The 15,701-nt window shown below is 62.5% G+C and carries 12 protein-coding genes; 8 read left to right on the top strand and 4 right to left on the bottom strand.

Features of this window, described 5'->3' with window-relative positions; genetic code table 11:
- The first annotated feature begins 8 nt into the window (after nucleotides 1-8).
- Genes DDE76_RS02040 through DDE76_RS02020 form a run of 5 tightly spaced genes read left to right on the top strand, consistent with a single transcriptional unit; the run spans nucleotide 9 to nucleotide 5,209 of the window.
- Nucleotides 9-833, top strand: coding sequence for a carbohydrate ABC transporter permease (locus tag DDE76_RS02040; RefSeq protein WP_104893385.1), 825 nt, complete (start codon nucleotides 9-11; stop codon nucleotides 831-833).
- Nucleotides 833-1,891: an ABC transporter ATP-binding protein gene (locus DDE76_RS02035; RefSeq protein WP_104893384.1), complete on the top strand. Its 1,059-nt coding sequence runs from the start codon at nucleotides 833-835 to the stop codon at nucleotides 1,889-1,891. The genes DDE76_RS02040 and DDE76_RS02035 overlap by 1 nt, the downstream gene beginning before the upstream one ends.
- A 5-nt stretch (nucleotides 1,892-1,896) precedes the next feature.
- Nucleotides 1,897-3,360, top strand: coding sequence for a glycerophosphodiester phosphodiesterase family protein (locus tag DDE76_RS02030; RefSeq protein ID WP_104893383.1), 1,464 nt, complete (start codon nucleotides 1,897-1,899; stop codon nucleotides 3,358-3,360).
- Nucleotides 3,357-4,391 (top strand): LacI family DNA-binding transcriptional regulator, encoded by a 1,035-nt coding sequence (locus tag DDE76_RS02025; protein ID WP_104893382.1) that lies wholly within the window; start codon nucleotides 3,357-3,359, stop codon nucleotides 4,389-4,391. Before DDE76_RS02030 ends, DDE76_RS02025 begins: the two co-directional genes overlap by 4 nt.
- A gap of 11 nt (nucleotides 4,392-4,402) precedes the next feature.
- Nucleotides 4,403-5,209, top strand: a complete 807-nt coding sequence (locus DDE76_RS02020) for an inositol monophosphatase family protein (protein ID WP_104893381.1) — start codon at nucleotides 4,403-4,405, stop codon at nucleotides 5,207-5,209.
- 184 nt (nucleotides 5,210-5,393) lie between these two features.
- Here the strand turns inward: DDE76_RS02020 and DDE76_RS02015 are convergent, their stop codons facing one another.
- The 4 genes from DDE76_RS02015 to DDE76_RS02000 form a co-directional block, all read right to left on the bottom strand.
- Nucleotides 5,394-7,484, bottom strand: a complete 2,091-nt coding sequence (locus DDE76_RS02015) for an ABC transporter ATP-binding protein (protein ID WP_104893380.1) — start codon at nucleotides 7,482-7,484, stop codon at nucleotides 5,394-5,396.
- 4 nt (nucleotides 7,485-7,488) lie between these two features.
- On the bottom strand, nucleotides 7,489-8,637 hold the full coding sequence (locus DDE76_RS02010; RefSeq protein WP_104893379.1) for an ABC transporter permease: 1,149 nt from the start codon (nucleotides 8,635-8,637) through the stop codon (nucleotides 7,489-7,491).
- Between the two features lie 4 nt (nucleotides 8,638-8,641).
- Nucleotides 8,642-9,634 (bottom strand): ABC transporter permease, encoded by a 993-nt coding sequence (locus tag DDE76_RS02005; RefSeq protein ID WP_104893378.1) that lies wholly within the window; start codon nucleotides 9,632-9,634, stop codon nucleotides 8,642-8,644.
- Between the two features lie 143 nt (nucleotides 9,635-9,777).
- Nucleotides 9,778-11,754 carry an ABC transporter substrate-binding protein gene (locus tag DDE76_RS02000; protein WP_157955627.1) on the bottom strand — a complete coding sequence of 659 codons (1,977 nt, stop codon included), beginning with the start codon at nucleotides 11,752-11,754 and terminating at the stop codon, nucleotides 9,778-9,780.
- A 218-nt stretch (nucleotides 11,755-11,972) separates the two neighbouring features.
- Here DDE76_RS02000 and DDE76_RS01995 point away from each other — a divergent pair, with 218 nt between their 5' ends.
- The 3 genes from DDE76_RS01995 (at nucleotide 11,973) to DDE76_RS01985 (ending at nucleotide 15,438) form a co-directional block, all read left to right on the top strand.
- Entirely contained in the window at nucleotides 11,973-13,004 is a 1,032-nt protein-coding gene (locus DDE76_RS01995) for a LacI family DNA-binding transcriptional regulator (RefSeq protein WP_158672407.1), read from the top strand.
- A gap of 120 nt (nucleotides 13,005-13,124) precedes the next feature.
- A complete protein-coding gene (locus DDE76_RS19735; RefSeq protein WP_198650811.1) occupies nucleotides 13,125-14,393 on the top strand; it encodes an HAD family hydrolase in 1,269 nt (422 codons plus the stop codon).
- 34 nt (nucleotides 14,394-14,427) lie between these two features.
- Nucleotides 14,428-15,438, top strand: a complete 1,011-nt coding sequence (locus DDE76_RS01985) for a Gfo/Idh/MocA family protein (protein ID WP_104893375.1) — start codon at nucleotides 14,428-14,430, stop codon at nucleotides 15,436-15,438.
- The last annotated feature ends 263 nt before the right edge of the window (nucleotides 15,439-15,701 follow it).

The raw sequence follows: 15,701 nt of genomic DNA, 5'->3' as shown, positions 1-15,701 counted from the left end.
AGCCGCAGATGACCCGCAACTTCTCCGCCTGGCCTATCTACGCCCTGCTCGGCATACTCAGTGCCCCGCTGGCGGTGATGTATCTCTTCCTCGTCATAGATACCTTCACCAATGCCCCGCCGGGGTCTCTCATTCCCAATGAGTTCACCTTTCACCATTGGCGGTTCCTCTGGGACGCTTCGGTGACGGGCGACGTCTGGGGCCCGACGGCCACGACGTTCCTGTTTGCCACCACCATGGTGGTGATCGTTCTGGCCGTTTCCTCCACCGCTGGCTACGCCATTTCCCGGCTCAATCTACCGTTCCGCCGCTTCTTCCTTTCCGGCATCATGGTGATGCACGCCTTTCCCTCGGTAACCCTGATCATCGGCGTGTTCCTCGTGCTGCAGTTTGCCGGGCTCTACAACACGCTGATCGGCGTGATCCTGGTCAAGGCCAGCCTGATGCTGCCCTTTGGCGTCTGGATCATGAAGGGCTTCTACGACCAGGTGCCCTGGGAAATCGAAATGGCCGGCGTGCAGGACGGGGCCAGCCGCTTCACCGTCTGGCGCCGCCTGATCCTGCCCCAGGTGACGCCGGGCCTGCTTTCGCTGGGCATCTTCGCCTTCATCGATGGCTGGAGCGAATTCATGCTGCCCCGGATCCTGGCGCCATCGGCCAATTTCCAGGTGCTGTCCACCTATCTCAACGTGGTCTCGGACCCCAATTCCACCACCTACAATTTCAACCTCTTCAAGTCCGTCGGGCTCTTCTACACCCTGCCGATCCTCGTGCTGTTTGCGGTGTTCCAGAACCGGCTGATGAACATTTTCGGCGGAGGCACGAAAGGCTGATGCAAGTCACCCTCAAGGATTTCACCAAGACCTTCGATGACATGACCGTCATCGACAAGATGAACCTGACGGTAGAGGACGGCGAAATGCTGGCCCTGCTCGGCCCCTCAGGTTGCGGCAAGTCGACAACTCTGTTTGCCATTTGTGGCATCCACCGCATCAACGGCGGGCAGATCCTGTTCGGGACCCGCGATGTCAGCAATGTGCCCAGCCAGAAGCGCAATGTGGGCGTGGTGTTCCAGAACTATGCGCTCTACCCGCATCTGACCGTGTCCGAGAACATCGCCTTCCCGCTCTCGGTACGCGGCGACGACAAGGCCAAGATCGAGCGCGAGGTGCGCGCCATTGCCGAATTGACCCATATCGAGGAATTGCTGGCCCGCCGGCCGGCGCAGCTCTCCGGCGGCCAGCAGCAGCGCGTTGCGCTGGCTCGGGCGCTGGTGCGCAAGCCCGACGTGCTGCTGCTCGATGAGCCGCTGGCCAATCTGGATGCCAAGCTGCGCCTCGAAATGCGCTCGGAAATCCGCCGCATCCAGCTCGAGACCGGCATTACCGCCATTCTGGTCACCCATGACCAGGTCGAAGCCATGTCGATGTGCGATCGTATCGCCATCATGAACAAGGGCGAGATCCTGCAGATCGCAACCCCCACCGACATGTATCGCGCCCCAGTCAACAAATTCGTGGCCGGGTTCCTGGGCAACCCGCCCATCGTCATGCTCGAAGGCAAGGCCAGCGGCGACGGTCGCTTCATCGTCAATGGTGGTGCCGGCCTCCCCCTGCCCTCCCGTCTCGCCAACATCCCCGGCGACACGCCGCTGAGCCTGGGCGTCCGCCCCGAACATTTCGGCGCTGCCGGCGCAAGTCAGGTCTCGGGCACCATCACCTTTGTCGAGCCACAGGGCCGCGAAACCCTGTTCGACGTCACCCTTGCGGACGGTGTCGTTCTGCGTTCCATCCAGCCGGCGCGCGAGGATGTGGCGCTCGGCCACAAGGTCGCCTGGCCGCTCGACGCTGAAAAACTCCTTGCCTTCGACGCCACCGGGCAGGCGGTTTAGGCTACATGCGCAACACCATTCCCTTTCCAGCCCGGCCGGACGGTCGCCCGCTCTGTATCGCCCATCGCGGCGCATCCCAGCACGCGACGGAAAACACGTTGCAAGCCTTCAATGTGGCCGCCGCCCTTGGTGCCGACATGTGGGAAATCGACGTGCAGCTCACGGCCGATAGCCAACCGGTCGTCTGCCATGATGCCGGGTTGGAACGCATCTTTGGTGTTCCGGGAACGATCGCACAGATGCGCCTGGCCGAGATCCGCCAGGTTGCACCCGACCTGCCGACCCTTGATGAGGTGATCTCGCTGGCGAGGGATCTCGACCAGGCCCTCTATATCGAGATCAAGGCCGCCGGTGCGGGGCGCATTGCCATATCGCGCTTGCGGTCTGCCGATTTCCGCCGCGCTGGCCTTGGCAGTTTCAGTATTGGTGAAGTCCGCGATATGATCGCAGCGGACTGCCCCTATCCTGTCTCGATACTGGTGCCGCTTGGCGCCGACCCCTTCGAGCGCGCCGAACAATCGGGCGCAGACGTCGCTCATCTGTGCTGGGAACGTGGCGGCGACCGCCCCCAGGATCTGGTGACCGCCGCGCTTCTGGCCCGAATGCAACAGCACGGCCTCGGCCTGGTCCTCTGGCACGAGGAGCGCAAACCGGTTCTTGACGACCTGCTCAAATTGCCGAGCCTGGGCATCTGCACCAACCAGCCCGAATTGATGGGTGGTTGCAGCCGGGTCGATATCGGCGGCATGCAGATCGTCTGCCATCGCGGCGCCAATCACTTTGCTCCCGAGAATACCATGGCGGCGGCCCGGCTGATCCTGGATCAGGGCTGTGCCTTTCTTGAGCTCGATGTACGCGAAAGCGCCGATGGCGAACTCGTCGTCATCCACGACGCAACGCTTGAGCGCACCACCAATGGTACCGGCAGGGTGGCCGATCACACGCTGGCGGAACTGCGTCAGCTCGATGCCGGCTCATGGTTCTCGCCCCATTTTGCCGGCGAGCGAATTTCGACCCTGGCCGAAATGATCGATCTCTGCCAGTCCTACGGCCGCCAGATGTATATCGAGAACAAGAGCGCCGATCCGGTCAAGATTCTCGCCCTGGTTGAAGAGATGGATTTCGCCCGCGATTGCTTCCACTGGTCCGGCAATCACGCCCTGCACATCAAGATCCGCGCGCTTTCGCCGACCGCGCGCATCAAGTCGAATGGTGCTGGCTATGCTGATCTTCAGGCGCTCAAGGCACATCTGGACCCCGCCCTCATCGAAATCCACGCCGAGCGCTATGAACAGGATGCACCGGCCGCAGAACGTCTGAACATCGTGCCGATGATGCAATATTTCGGGGATGATCCGGAAATATTCGATAAGATCGTTGCCTTGCGTCCGCCCATGATCAATCTCGACAGGGCAGATCTCTTGCTTGCCGCATTCCGCCGGCAGGCCGGACTGGACAGGTGGGTATGAGCAACAAGGACGAGCGGCCAAATCGGGTACCCACTTCAGACGATGTCGCCTTGCTGGCAGGCGTCTCGCGTTCGGCCGTGTCCCGCACCTTCACAGCCGGCGCCAGCGTTGCCCCGGCAACCCGCGAAAAGGTCATCTCGGCCGCCAAGACCCTTGGATATCGCGTCAATTTCCTCGCCCGCGGCCTGTCCCAGCAGCGCACCAATCTGGTCGCCCTGATCGTCTCGGACATGGACAATTCCCTGCGCGCGCGCACCGTGGATTTCCTGGCCCGCGGTCTCGCAACGCTCGGTTTTCGTCCGTTGCTCCTGCCCACCGAGCCTGGCGAAGATGTAAGCTATCTCATCGACATGATGCTCAACTACAATGTCACCGGCACCATCGTGACCTCGGATACTCCGCCAGCCGAGATCGCTCAGGAATGCGCCGCCTATGGCGTGCCTCTGGTGCTGATCAACAAACCTGAAGTGGGCACCCATGTGTCCAATGTTTCCATCGACACGGCAACGGCCGGCCGCCTGGCAGCGGAAGAACTGGCCACTATCGGCTGCAAGCGCATAGGTATCGTCAGCCAGCGCCGCGCGTCCCACACTATCGGGCAGCGCAAGGCGGCCTTTATCGCGACCATCCGTGCACTCGGGCTGGACATTGCCGGCGACTTCCAGGGCGCCGTGCAGAACTATGGCGGAGGGGCCGAGGCAGCCGAAGCCTTTGCTGAAAGCGGCATTGCCGTTGACGGCATTTATTGCGTCAACGATTTCATGGCCCTTGGCTTTCTTGACCATTTTCGGCGCTTGAGCGATCTGCGCATTCCCGAGGATATCAAGCTCATCGCCTGCGACGATATCGCCGAGGCCGCCTGGCGCAGCTATGACATCACCTCTGTCCGGCAGGATCCCAAATCCGTCGCCGACGCGGCCATCACGGCCCTTTCGAGGCGCCTTGAAGATCCCGAGGCGGCCCAGCCCCATGTCGTCATTCCGGTGACCCTCATCCGCCGCGGCACGACCGGCGCCTCCGATCCCACTTAGCAAGCAGCAAGATGACCAATAAAGCGCGCGAACGCGCCAACCGCCTCAACGCGGCCAAGACCATTATTCGCCGGGCCGGGTCTGTCGCCCTCGACTACTTCGGCCGCTACGACACGCTTGACGTGCAGGCCAAGCGCACGGCCCAGGACCTGTTCAGCGAAGCCGACACCCATGTCGAACGCCTGATCCGCACGGCCATCGCGGAACAGTTTCCCTGCGATGGGCTGGTCGGGGAGGAGTATGGCAGGCACGAAGGTAGCAGCACCTGGCAATGGGTCATCGATCCCATCGATGGCACGAGCTGCTTTCTCTACGGCCTGCCCACCTGGTGCGTGGTGATTGCACTGATCGAGGACGGTGTGCCGGTCCTCGGCCTTACCTATGACGCCTGTCGCGACCACCTGTACTGGGCAGCCTTGGGCGAAGGCGCCTGGCGCAACGACACGCCGATCCGGGTCCATCCCCGCGCCGTAATTGCCGATGGCCTCACCGCTATTGGCGGCAGCAATGCGGTTTACAGCGCCCAACTCGGCGGCATCATCGAACGCCTGCTGGCGGCTGGCGGGTCCTATATGCGCAATGGCTCGACAGCACTGACCCTGGCCCATGTGGCGGCGGGTCACTATGTGGGCTATTTCCAGCCGCTGCTCAATTCCTGGGACTGCGTTGCGGGGCTCCTGCTCGTGTCAGAGGCCGGTGGCGTGACCAACGACTTCGTTGCCGAAACCGGCCTTTATGGACGCGGCGATGTCTTTGCCTGTGCGCCCCAGATTTCGCAAATCCTGGAGAAGATTGTGGGCAGGACAGCGCAAGCCTGACCCCGCAGATATGGACAGTGTCAAGCCTCGCCAAGGCTGTTCATGGTTCCGGACCTCCCTCTGCGTTCATCAAGAGCCATCATTTCGGCAACTGATGCTGGTTCTGCCCATGGACGGGACGCCTGAACCCTGTCCGATCTAGGCGCGCTGGATGGATATGACCAATTGGGGCGCCTCGCTTGGCTCAGGCAGACTCCAGCGCGCGCTCTTGGTGAACGGCGCGCAAGGTCAGCTCGTCCGCCCGGATACAGGCAAACCCGTGTTCCTGCGTACCAGCCATTGGCGGCGGCGCTTCGCGGCATGCATGTTGCGCGTACCGGCACCGATCTGCGAAGGCACATCCCGGCTGTGGATGAGCCGGATCGGGCACATGCCCTTCCAGGCGGATGCGACCCGCCCCGCCGCGCTGGTGGCGACCGGGAATGGCAGCAAGCAGTGCCTCGGTATAGGGGTGTCGCGGCGATCGGAAGATGGCGTTGGTCGGTCCGATCTCGACGATGCGGCCAGCATACATCACCGCGACCCGATCGCTGATATTGGCAACGACGCCCAGGTCATGGCTGACAAAGAGATAGGTAAGGCCCAGATCGGCCTGCAATTCGCGCATCATGTTGATGATCTGGGTCTGCACCGACACATCGAGCGCCGACACTGCCTCGTCGGCGATCACCAGTTGCGGATTGGACGCCAGGGCGCGGGCGATGGCGATACGCTGCCGCTGGCCACCCGAGAAGGCATGTGGATAGCGCTCGGCATAGTCCGGGCTGAGCCCGACGCGAGCGAGCAGCTTTTGCACCCGTACTTCGATTTCAGGCTTGGCGACACCATTGACCTGCAGCACCTCCCCAATGATATCACGCACACGCATGCGCGGATTGAGCGACCCTGTGGGATCCTGGAACACCATGCGGATATCGGTCTTGAGCTGCCGTGCCACCGCACCGCGGGCGCTGCGCAGATCGACGGGCATGCCATTCCTGGGCGTATAGGTCATGTCGCCGCCATCGGCGGTATGGAGGCCCACAATCGTCTGGCCGAGCGTGGACTTGCCACAGCCGCTCTCACCGACCAGGCCCAGGGTTTCACCGGCGAAGATGTCAAAACTGACATCGTTGACGGCGCGGATGGCGCCGATCCTGCGCTGGAAAAAACCGGCGCGGACGGCAAAGTGCTTGTCGAGATGCGCAACCTCAAGGAGCGCGCGGCCAGATGGTTGTCGGCTTGGATCAGACGCGCCGGCGAGGCCGGCTTTTTGCGGTTGCTCAGGCGGCACGGCAAAGCGAGCGGCCTCGGCGCCAAAGGCATGGCATGCGACCTGACGATCCGGCCCGGTGGCGATTTGCAGCGGCTCAATCTTGTCGCAAATGCCCTTGAGCGCGCGGCTGCATCTGGGGTGGAAGGCGCAACCGGAAGGCTTGCGGACCGGCGGTGGCACCATGCCCGGGATAGCCTGGAGCGGCGCATTGAAGTCGCCATCGAGCCGGGGCATCGAGGCAAGCAGTCCCTGTGTATAGGGGTGCTGCGGATGGCCCAGCACTTCATCCACCGGGCCGCGTTCGACAATGCGACCCAGATACATCACCGCCACTTCGTCGGCGATTTCGGCGACCACGCCCAGATCGTGGGTGATGAACAGCATCGACATGCCGCTATCGGCCTGCAGGCGACGCATCAGATCGAGAATATTGGCCTGGGTGGTCACGTCCAGCGCCGTGGTGGGCTCATCGGCTATCAGCAGCCGCGGCCGGTTGATCAGGGCCATGGCGATCATGGCGCGCTGGCGCTGGCCGCCCGAAAGCTGGAACGTATAGCTGTCGACGCGCCGCTCCGGATCGGGCATGCCCACCTCAGTCAGCATGGCGATGGCGGCTTGCCGCGCTTGGGCTTTGCTGACCTTGCGGTGAAGCGTCAGGGCTTCGGCAATCTGGTTGCCGATGGTGTAGAGCGGAGAGAGAAAGCTCATCGGCTCCTGATGGATCAACGCAATGTCGGCCCCGCGCAAGGCGCGCATGGCGGCGCTGCGGGGCGGGGTGGCGGCGATGTCGATCTCATTGCCAGTCCCCTGGCGGAAACGGATGGCGCCACCGGCGACACGGCCGGGATGATCGATGACCTGCAACAGGGCCTTGGCGGTGACCGACTTGCCGCAGCCACTTTCGCCGACCAGGCACAAGGTCTTGCCCGCGGGAATGTCGAGGTCGAGACCTTCCACCACGCGTACATCGGCAAAGGCGATGTCGAGATTGCGGATTTCGGCGAGATTTTGAGGCTGCATGCGATCAGTCCGAATAGGGGTCGGCAGCGTCGCGCAGACCGTCACCGAGGAAGTTCAGTGCCAGCACCGCGACAATGACGGCACCGCCCGGCAGCAGCAGCCAGGGTGCGGCGGCGATCGTGCGCACATTCTGTGCTTCCTGCAGCAGCACACCCCAGGAGACGATCGGCGTCCGTAGGCCGATGCCGAGATAGGAGAGAGCAGTTTCGGCCAGGATCATGCCTGGAATGGCCAGCGACACCACCGCAATGATGTGGCTAAGGAAGCTGGGCAGCATGTGCCGAAAGATGATGCGGACCGGCCCGCAGCCATCGAGCCGCGCCGCCTTGACGAAGTCCTCGTTGCGCATCGCCAGGAAACGCCCGCGCACCACCCGCGCCAGGCTGGTCCAGCCGAGCACTGAGAGGATGATGGTGATAAGAAAATAGACCTGCAGCGGCGGCACCGATTGTGGAATGGCCGCAGCAAGGCCGATCCAGAGGGGAATTGAGGGCACGGACTGGATGAACTCGATCAGCCGCTGGATCAGGTTATCCACCACCCCGCCGAACAGACCTGAAATGCCGCCGATCAGAATGCCGAAGACCAGGCTCAGCGCCACGCCGACAAGGCCAATGGTCATGGAAATGCGGGTGCCGTAGATGGTGCGGCTCAATATGTCGCGACCCAGCCGGTCGGCGCCGGCGATGAAGAAGGGCTGTCCGGCCTCGATCGGACCGAACAGGTGAATGTCGCTCTCGATCAGCCCAAGCAGACGATAGCTCTCGCCGCGCACGAAAAGGCCGACATAGACCGGGGCCTCGACATCCTCCTCGAACAGCCGCCGTCCGGAATTGTAATCTATGACGGAGTTGTAGGCGTTCACATGTGGGGCAAAGCGCCAGCCCTCGCCATCGTCGCGCCCCCAATGGAGCGGCTGCGGCGGCGCATAGCTATAGGCCGGCATGTAGGATTCCAGGGTCACCGGCGCGAGAAACTCAGGCACCAGCGCCACGAAATAGGCCAGCAAGACCACAATGCCTCCGGCCACCCCCAGCTTGTGCTTGCGGAATTTCTGCCAGACCAGCGCCCAGTGCCCGTCATAGCCGCGACCATGCTGGTCTTTGGCGGCGGAGGGAGCAATCTGGCCGGTGATGTCGTCTATTGTACTCATGGCCTCACCCCTGCTGATAGCGGATGCGCGGGTCGAGCCATGCCAGCAGCAAATCGCTGAGTAGGGTGCCGAGCACCACCAGCACGCTGAGCATCAGGATGAAGCTGGCGGCCATATACATGTCCTGGGTGCGCAGGGCATCGAGCAGCAGGGGACCGGTGGTCTGCAACCCCATGACGATGGCCACGATTGTGCCACCCGATACGATATCGACGAAGATGTCGTTCTGCCCGGACACGAAGGGATTGAGCGCGTGGCGGACCGGGTACTTCATCAACAGCGCAAACTCACCTTTGCCCTTGGCGCGCGCGGCCGTGACATAGGGCTTGTGCAATTCATCAATCAGATTGGCGCGGATGATGCGGATAACGCTGGCGGTACCGGCAGTGCCAAGCACGATCATGGGCAGCCAGAGATGGCCCAGCAGATCTACCACCCGTTCCCAGCTCCAGGGCGCCTCGACATATTCGGGGGAGAACAGGCCGCCCACGCTGAGCCCGAAACCGGCAAAGGCGATGTACATGGCCGCCAGCGCCAGCAGGAAATTCGGCACAGCCAGCCCCAAAAAGCCAAGAAAGGTTGCCACATAGTCGCCAACCGTATACCGGCGCACGGCCGAATAGATGCCGATTGGGATGGCCACGGCCCAGATGAACAACAGGCTCGCCAGCGACAATACGATAGTCAGGCCCATGCGCGGCCAGATGACATCCTTGACCGGCAGGTTGAAGGCAAAGGAATACCCGAAATCACCTCGGGTCACGATACCGGTGATCCAGTTCCAGTATTGCAGCGGAATCGGCTGATCCAGCCCATAGGCACGGCGCATGGCCTCCTGCTCGGCCAGGGGCATGATGTCGCCTTGCGCCGCGCGCAACTCGGCGGTGCGGGTAATGAAGTCCCCCGGCGGAATGGAGATGACCAGAAAGGAGATGATCGAGACCGCGATCAGTGCGGGAAGCGCATAGAGCATCCGCCGCAACATGAAATGTCCCATCTTCACCTCCTTTGCGGTGTGCCACGCACTCTTGCTGAGCCGGGAGCGCAGAGACCCTTGAAAAGGAAGGGCGTGGCACCGCGTGTCGTCAAGAAACTGGCCGGCCCCGTCGATGGGAGTGGGCGGGGCCGGCCGGACCGCACTTATTGCGCGATGTAGAGCGTCTCGAAGTTGATCGGTGCCGGGCCCGGATAGAGCCAACCTTCGATCAGGCTTTCAGGCACGTTGTGCACCTCGTTCTTGACCGAGCGATAAAAGCCCGCTGGTGTGGCGATGCCGATGGTAAGGAATTCCTCGGCCAGAAGGTCGGTGAATTCACCCATCAGGGCAGCCTGTTCCTCGCCAACCGTGGTCGGGATGATGGAGCGCAGTTCGTAGAGGCGCTGCACATTGGCCGGCGGTTCGACCGGGGTCCAGCCTTCGGGCAGTTCTGCATCCGGATTGAGGCGCTTGATGTCCCAGGCGGCCCAACCAGACCAGTTGCCCAGGCTCCAATAGCCATAGTCGTTCATGAAGCGGCCCAGATTGACCAGCGGGAGCTGACCACAGCCATTTTCGCCAACCCAGACGGCACCATCCGAGTCCGGCCGGGCGCGGGCATTGCCGAACAACTCGTCGGAATGGAAATTGATGGTGACGTCGAGCCCCACCTGCTTCCAGGTCCGCTCGATAAGCTGGTAGGCGTCGACCGTGTCAGGACGGAAGTCGGCATTGATGTCGATGGCAAAGCTGAACGGCTTGCCGTCGGGGCCAAGGCGCACGCCATCAGGCCCCATGGGCACGATCTTGTCGAGATATTCGGCGGCCTTGGCGAGATCGAACTCGGTGAATTCCTTGGCCAGCGCTTCATTGTAGAAAGGCGAGCCAGGCAGCGGAGCGGGCTGGAAGGGTTCGCCCTGCCCCAGATAGACCGTGTCGATGATTTCCTGGCGATTGATGGCATGTGAAAGGCCGGCGCGGAAATCCTTGGAGCCGAACACCTCTGCCTTGATCGGGTCGGGATGGTTCACCGACAGGCCCAGCACGGCAGTGTTGTAGTCGCAGCTCGTGGCCGGCACGAGGTGGTAATTGCCCGCTTCCTGGTTGTCGAAGAAGACGGCGCGGTTCTGCGGTGTCGAGACATTGCGCGGCGACATCGAGATTTGCCCCTGCACCGCCTGCAGCAACGTCACTTCGGGATCGGCCGCCAGGGTCCAGACACGCTCGTCGATATAGGGGAGCTGCTGGCAGTCGGGATCGACCTTGAAGTAATAGGGATTGCGCACAAAAGTGACGCGCTCCTTGCCCAGGATGGAGTCCTGGCCGATCCAGCCCAGAAGGGTCGGACGCTCAGGATTGTTGAACTGTGAAGCATCGCCATAGGAGCCGACATTGCCCTTCCACCAGGCCGCATAGTCAGTTGCGCCCGCCTCGGCCATCATCTCGGCCACGCCTTCAGGGTTCAGGTCGATGTCGAACTGTTCCATGTAGTGCTTGGGGAACATGACGACGCGCTGGCCATAGGGACCGGCCAGGTTCTGCAGGAACAGCCCGTTCGGCTGCTCATAGGTGAAGGTAACAGTGTAGTCGTCCACCTTTGTGACGGTTGGCTTGCCGCCATTGTTCAGCATTTCGCCGCGCGGGCCGCCGGTCATCACCTTGGGGTTGTTCTCGACACGCTCCCACCAGAAGACGATATCGTCAGCAGTGAAGGGCTGGCCATCGGACCATTTCATGCCCTCACGCAGGAAAAAGGTGTAGCTGGTCGCGTCTTCGCTGATTTCCCAGCCCTTGGCGATATTGGGCTCGACAGTCGAACCGTCAACGCTCCAGCGCACCAGAGGATCATAGCCGAACTGGCGGAAATCGGCGACATTGCCGCCACCCCAGCTATCGATGAACTGGCCGCCATAGCTGCCGATGCCGTCAGCGGGCTGCACCACCAGCGGCTCAACCGGCAGACGGTCGGCGACTGGCGGCAAATTGCCGGCATCAACCATGGCCTGGAGCTGTGGGGCTTGACCAAAGCCGCCAGGGCACATGGCCGCATTGTCCTGTGCCATGGATGGCAGCGCCGTCGCGGCCAGCAGCAAGGTCGTCCCGGCCATACGGCGGCCGAGATGATAGACACGATTCTGCATCGGGTTTCCCTCCAACATGAAAGACATTCCTCCGGGCGCCGGCTGGTCCTTGAACCATCCCGCTCGCGGCGGATCCGGTCGGCAGCTCTACGGCCCATGCGTTTCAATATCACGACGGTATCTTGTAAACGTTTTCAAAACAACATAGAAATGCTTCTGGTGTCGGAACGGCCAATTGTGGTGTGATTTCCAGCACTTCGAACATGAAGGGAAAAGGCGTGGTAACGATCAAGGACGTGGCCAAGGCAGCGAATGTGTCGATCGCCACCGTCTCCCGTGTCGTCAATGATTATGCCCATGTCCGCCCCGCTGTCCGGGAGGCGGTCAACAAGGCCATTGCCGAACTCGGCTACAAGCCAAACGGCCTGGCCAGCTCGTTCCGCACCCAGCAGTCCAATATTGTGGGGGTGCTGCTGCGCCAGCAACGCACCCCCTTTTCCAGCGCCCTGGCCTATGCCATCGAGACCACAATGTTCGATGAGGGCTACCGCGTGCTGCTGTGCTCCACCAATGGTGATCCGGACCGGGAGGAAGCCTATCTCGACACCATGATGGAGATGCGGGCTCAGGGCATCATCATACGCCCATCGGGCGCCACCGCCCGCACCATCCGCCGCGCCAATGCCCTTCGCGACCGTGGCGTGGCAGTGACCTTTGTCGACATGAAACCCCGCCTGGCATCCATCAGCGCAGTGGTTTGCGATAATTTTTCCGGTGGTTACGAGGGTATGCGGCACTTGATCGAGCTTGGTCATCGCCGCATCGGCGTCATTGCAGGCGCCGTGGCACAACAGGGTGGCGGCACTGATGTAGGCAGCGAACGCGTGCGCGGCATTCGCCAGGCCGCGCAGGATCTGGCCACCGATGTGGAGATCGTCTTTTCACCCGCCTTTACCGAGACCTCCAGTTTCGAGGTAGGCCTCGAATGCGGCCGCGCCATGATCACCGCTGAAAAGGATATGACGGCGATCTTTGCCACCACGGACATGCTGGCGATCGGTGTCATGCACGCGGCCCACGGACTTGGACTGGACCTGCCGCGAGACCTCTCCATATTGGGTTATGATGGCGTGCTCGAATCCTCGGTTACGTTCCCAACCCTGTCCACCATCGCCCAGCCGATCGAGGAGATGGGGCGCATCGCCGCCACAACGTTGATCGAGCACATGCGCGGCACGGTGCGCACGCCGCGTCAGGTCGTGCTGGAAAACGCCCTGATCCGGCGCGACTCGACCCGCGCCTTGCCCTGAGCCGCTCGGCTTTCTTTCGCTTGCACGCATGGTGAGAAGAAATCGGCGACACTATCTTGCGCCGGGAAGTTGAAAACGATTACAAGACGCTGCCTGTTCACTTCAGCCGGAATCATTCTCATGTCGTCTACAGTCCGGGCCGCGGCAGCGCCCGTCGCCACCCTGCCCTCCACCGCGGGTCTCGCGCTGGCCCGGCGCCTGGCGCCGGTACTGCTGTTTTCCGACAATGAACCCTTCCTGCCCAGCCGCGTGGGCATCAGCATTCTCGATGCTCCGGGCCGCTCGCCGTCGTCTCAACTGGACATCACCTTCGAGGGCAATGTTGAGCGGGTGATCGAATATGCCATCTGGTGGGATTGGGATGTGCAGCACCTTTATGAGCTTGAGCATATCTGGCTCAAGCTCGACGGCGCCGACCGGATCGTTGGTGTCGAAGCCAGCGCCCATGGCGGCAAGTTCGCCATGTCCGGGCCCGATGGCGCCCTGCCTCTGGTCGACGGCCGGATCACCCTGGTCTCGACGCCGGGTAAGCATGCCTTTACAGCAACCGCTGCAGAGCAGGACAAGACCCGCGAATTGACCGAGATCTGCTGCGTTGAGCTGGCCGGCCGCGGTGGCTTGCTGATCAACGACATGTTCCGCGATGCCATTGGCCCGGTCAGCGCCGCCGACCATCGCGCGGTAAAGCGCTATTTGCAGGCGCGCGCCTTCGCGCCCGTGTTCCGCTTTGGACAAAGCCTGGACCTGGGCAAGGTCGAAATGATGTCCTGGGATGAGCTGGCTGCATGGATCCCTGGCCGGGTGCACGATATCCTGGCCGAAATCCGCGCCGAACAACCGCTGCTCAAGGCCGTCTTTCTCGATAGCGGCGACACGCTGGTCGATGAAGGCACGGAAATCTTCGACGACGAAGGCTATGTCATCAAGGCCAATCTGATCCCCGGAGCCCTGGAAATGGTCGAGGCCCTCGCCGCCGAAGGCTATCGCCTGGCACTCGTCGCCGATGGGCGCGTGCGCAGCTTCGAGACCATTCTTGGGGGCCATGGCATTCACCCGCATTTCGAGGTCAAGGTGATTTCGGAGGCCGAAGGCTGCCAGAAGCCGGACCGCCGCATGTTCGAGGCCGCGCTCAAGGGCATGGGCTTGGGGCCCGATGATGCTGGCAGCGTTGTCATGGTCGGCAATCATCTCGAGCGCGACATTGGCGGCGCCAACCAGCTCGGTATCATCAGCATCTGGCAGAGTTGGTCACATCGGCGCAGCCGCATTCCAGCCCATGCAGGCGAAGTGCCGCGCTATACCATCCGCACCCCGGGTGAACTCCCTGGACTGCTGGCGGAAATCGAGCGACAGATGGCGCGCGCCCGGCACAATCCCGCCCTGGCCTGACTGACACTGTACCATCGGATTTGAGGAGGAAACGATGCTTAGACTGGGCGTGATCGGAGCAGGCCTCAAGGCGGCGGACTATGCACGAAGCTGGGCAGGCATGGCTGAGGTCTCCATCGACGCCATGGCAGAAGTCAGTGAAATCTCCCGCGACCGGTTCGCCGCCACCTGCGTGGCCGCCGGTGCCGCGGCGCCGCGCGCCTATGAGAGCGCCGAGGCCATGCTGGCCGCCGAGGCGGGACACCTCGACGCGGTCTATGTCTCGACCCCACACGCCTTTCATGCCGGGAACGCGCTGGCTGTGTTGGCCGCTGGGCTCGACCTGTTGCTGGAAAAGCCGATGGTGACTACCGTGCCTGAGGCACTGGCGCTGCAGGCGGAACAGGCCCGCACCGGCAAGACCGTCGTCATCGCCTTTCAGGGCGGATTGTCACCTTTGGTGCACGACACCCGCCGACGGGCACAGGCCGGTGAGTTCGGCGAGCTGGTCAGCGTCTCGGCCACCATTTGGGAGGGTTGGAAAGACAGCTATGCCGGCAACTGGAAGCAGGTGCCGGAGATTTCGGGCGGTGGCTTCATGTTCGATACCGGCGCGCATATGATGAACACGGTCTGCATCCTGGCTGACAGCCCCTTCACCCGCCTCTCGGCCTATATGGACAATCGCGGTATCGCGGTGGATCTGGCGGCGGCCGTGGCCGGTCGGCTTGAAAACGGCGCCCTCGTGACCCTCAATGCGGCCGGCGAAGGCCCGGATGGATGTGCCTCGTCCATCACCTTCTTCTATTCGCAGGCCATTGTTGCCATCGACGCCTGGGGCGGCTGGCGGCAGATTTCCCGCGATGGCGTCGCCGGGCAACGCGAGACGCAGGAAACGCGCGCCACGCCGATGCAGACCTTTCTGGCCGTGCGCAGCGGCACCCTGGAAAACCCGTCCACCGTCGCCAATGGCGTGCAGTTCGCCCGGCTATGGGACGCCATCAAGGCCTCAGCCGCACACGATGGCGTACCGGTTGACCCGCGCACCACCTTGCCCGCCCCATAGCAACTTCGATCCAGGCATTGCCAAGAAGCCTTGCCCTCCAAGCGACCGGACAGCCGTAAATTTCAGGCCAGGATCCCGCCACACCAGAAATCGGCGCAAGGTCTGCCATCTGTCCACGGTCGACCAAACGCCCGGTGAAACCGGCACGCCCGTGTCATACTCGACGTGATCACGATAACTCACGGCAACGGCGTAACCGCTATCTTCCCGCAGTTTCCAATACGCCCGCAGATATGAGCGCCCACTCGGGTAAATACCCATCT

This window comes from Devosia indica, assembly GCF_003056405.1.
Lineage (GTDB): Bacteria > Pseudomonadota > Alphaproteobacteria > Rhizobiales > Devosiaceae > Devosia > Devosia indica.
Note: the sequence above shows the minus strand (reverse complement) of the source record. Positions and strands in the feature narration are given on the sequence as shown.

Excerpts from the sequence above, each read along its gene's own strand:
- DDE76_RS02040 (WP_104893385.1), top strand. The coding sequence starts at position 9 with ATGACCCGCAACTTCTCCGCCTGGCCTATCTACGCCCTGCTCGGCATA.
- DDE76_RS02035 (WP_104893384.1), top strand. The coding sequence starts at position 833 with ATGCAAGTCACCCTCAAGGATTTCACCAAGACCTTCGATGACATGACC.
- DDE76_RS02030 (WP_104893383.1), top strand. The coding sequence starts at position 1,897 with ATGCGCAACACCATTCCCTTTCCAGCCCGGCCGGACGGTCGCCCGCTC.
- DDE76_RS02025 (WP_104893382.1), top strand. The coding sequence starts at position 3,357 with ATGAGCAACAAGGACGAGCGGCCAAATCGGGTACCCACTTCAGACGAT.
- DDE76_RS02020 (WP_104893381.1), top strand. The coding sequence starts at position 4,403 with ATGACCAATAAAGCGCGCGAACGCGCCAACCGCCTCAACGCGGCCAAG.
- DDE76_RS02015 (WP_104893380.1), bottom strand. The coding sequence starts at position 7,484 with ATGCAGCCTCAAAATCTCGCCGAAATCCGCAATCTCGACATCGCCTTT.
- DDE76_RS02010 (WP_104893379.1), bottom strand. The coding sequence starts at position 8,637 with ATGAGTACAATAGACGACATCACCGGCCAGATTGCTCCCTCCGCCGCC.
- DDE76_RS02005 (WP_104893378.1), bottom strand. The coding sequence starts at position 9,634 with ATGGGACATTTCATGTTGCGGCGGATGCTCTATGCGCTTCCCGCACTG.
- DDE76_RS02000 (WP_157955627.1), bottom strand. The coding sequence starts at position 11,754 with ATGCAGAATCGTGTCTATCATCTCGGCCGCCGTATGGCCGGGACGACC.
- DDE76_RS19735 (WP_198650811.1), top strand. The coding sequence starts at position 13,125 with ATGTCGTCTACAGTCCGGGCCGCGGCAGCGCCCGTCGCCACCCTGCCC.
- DDE76_RS01985 (WP_104893375.1), top strand. The coding sequence starts at position 14,428 with ATGCTTAGACTGGGCGTGATCGGAGCAGGCCTCAAGGCGGCGGACTAT.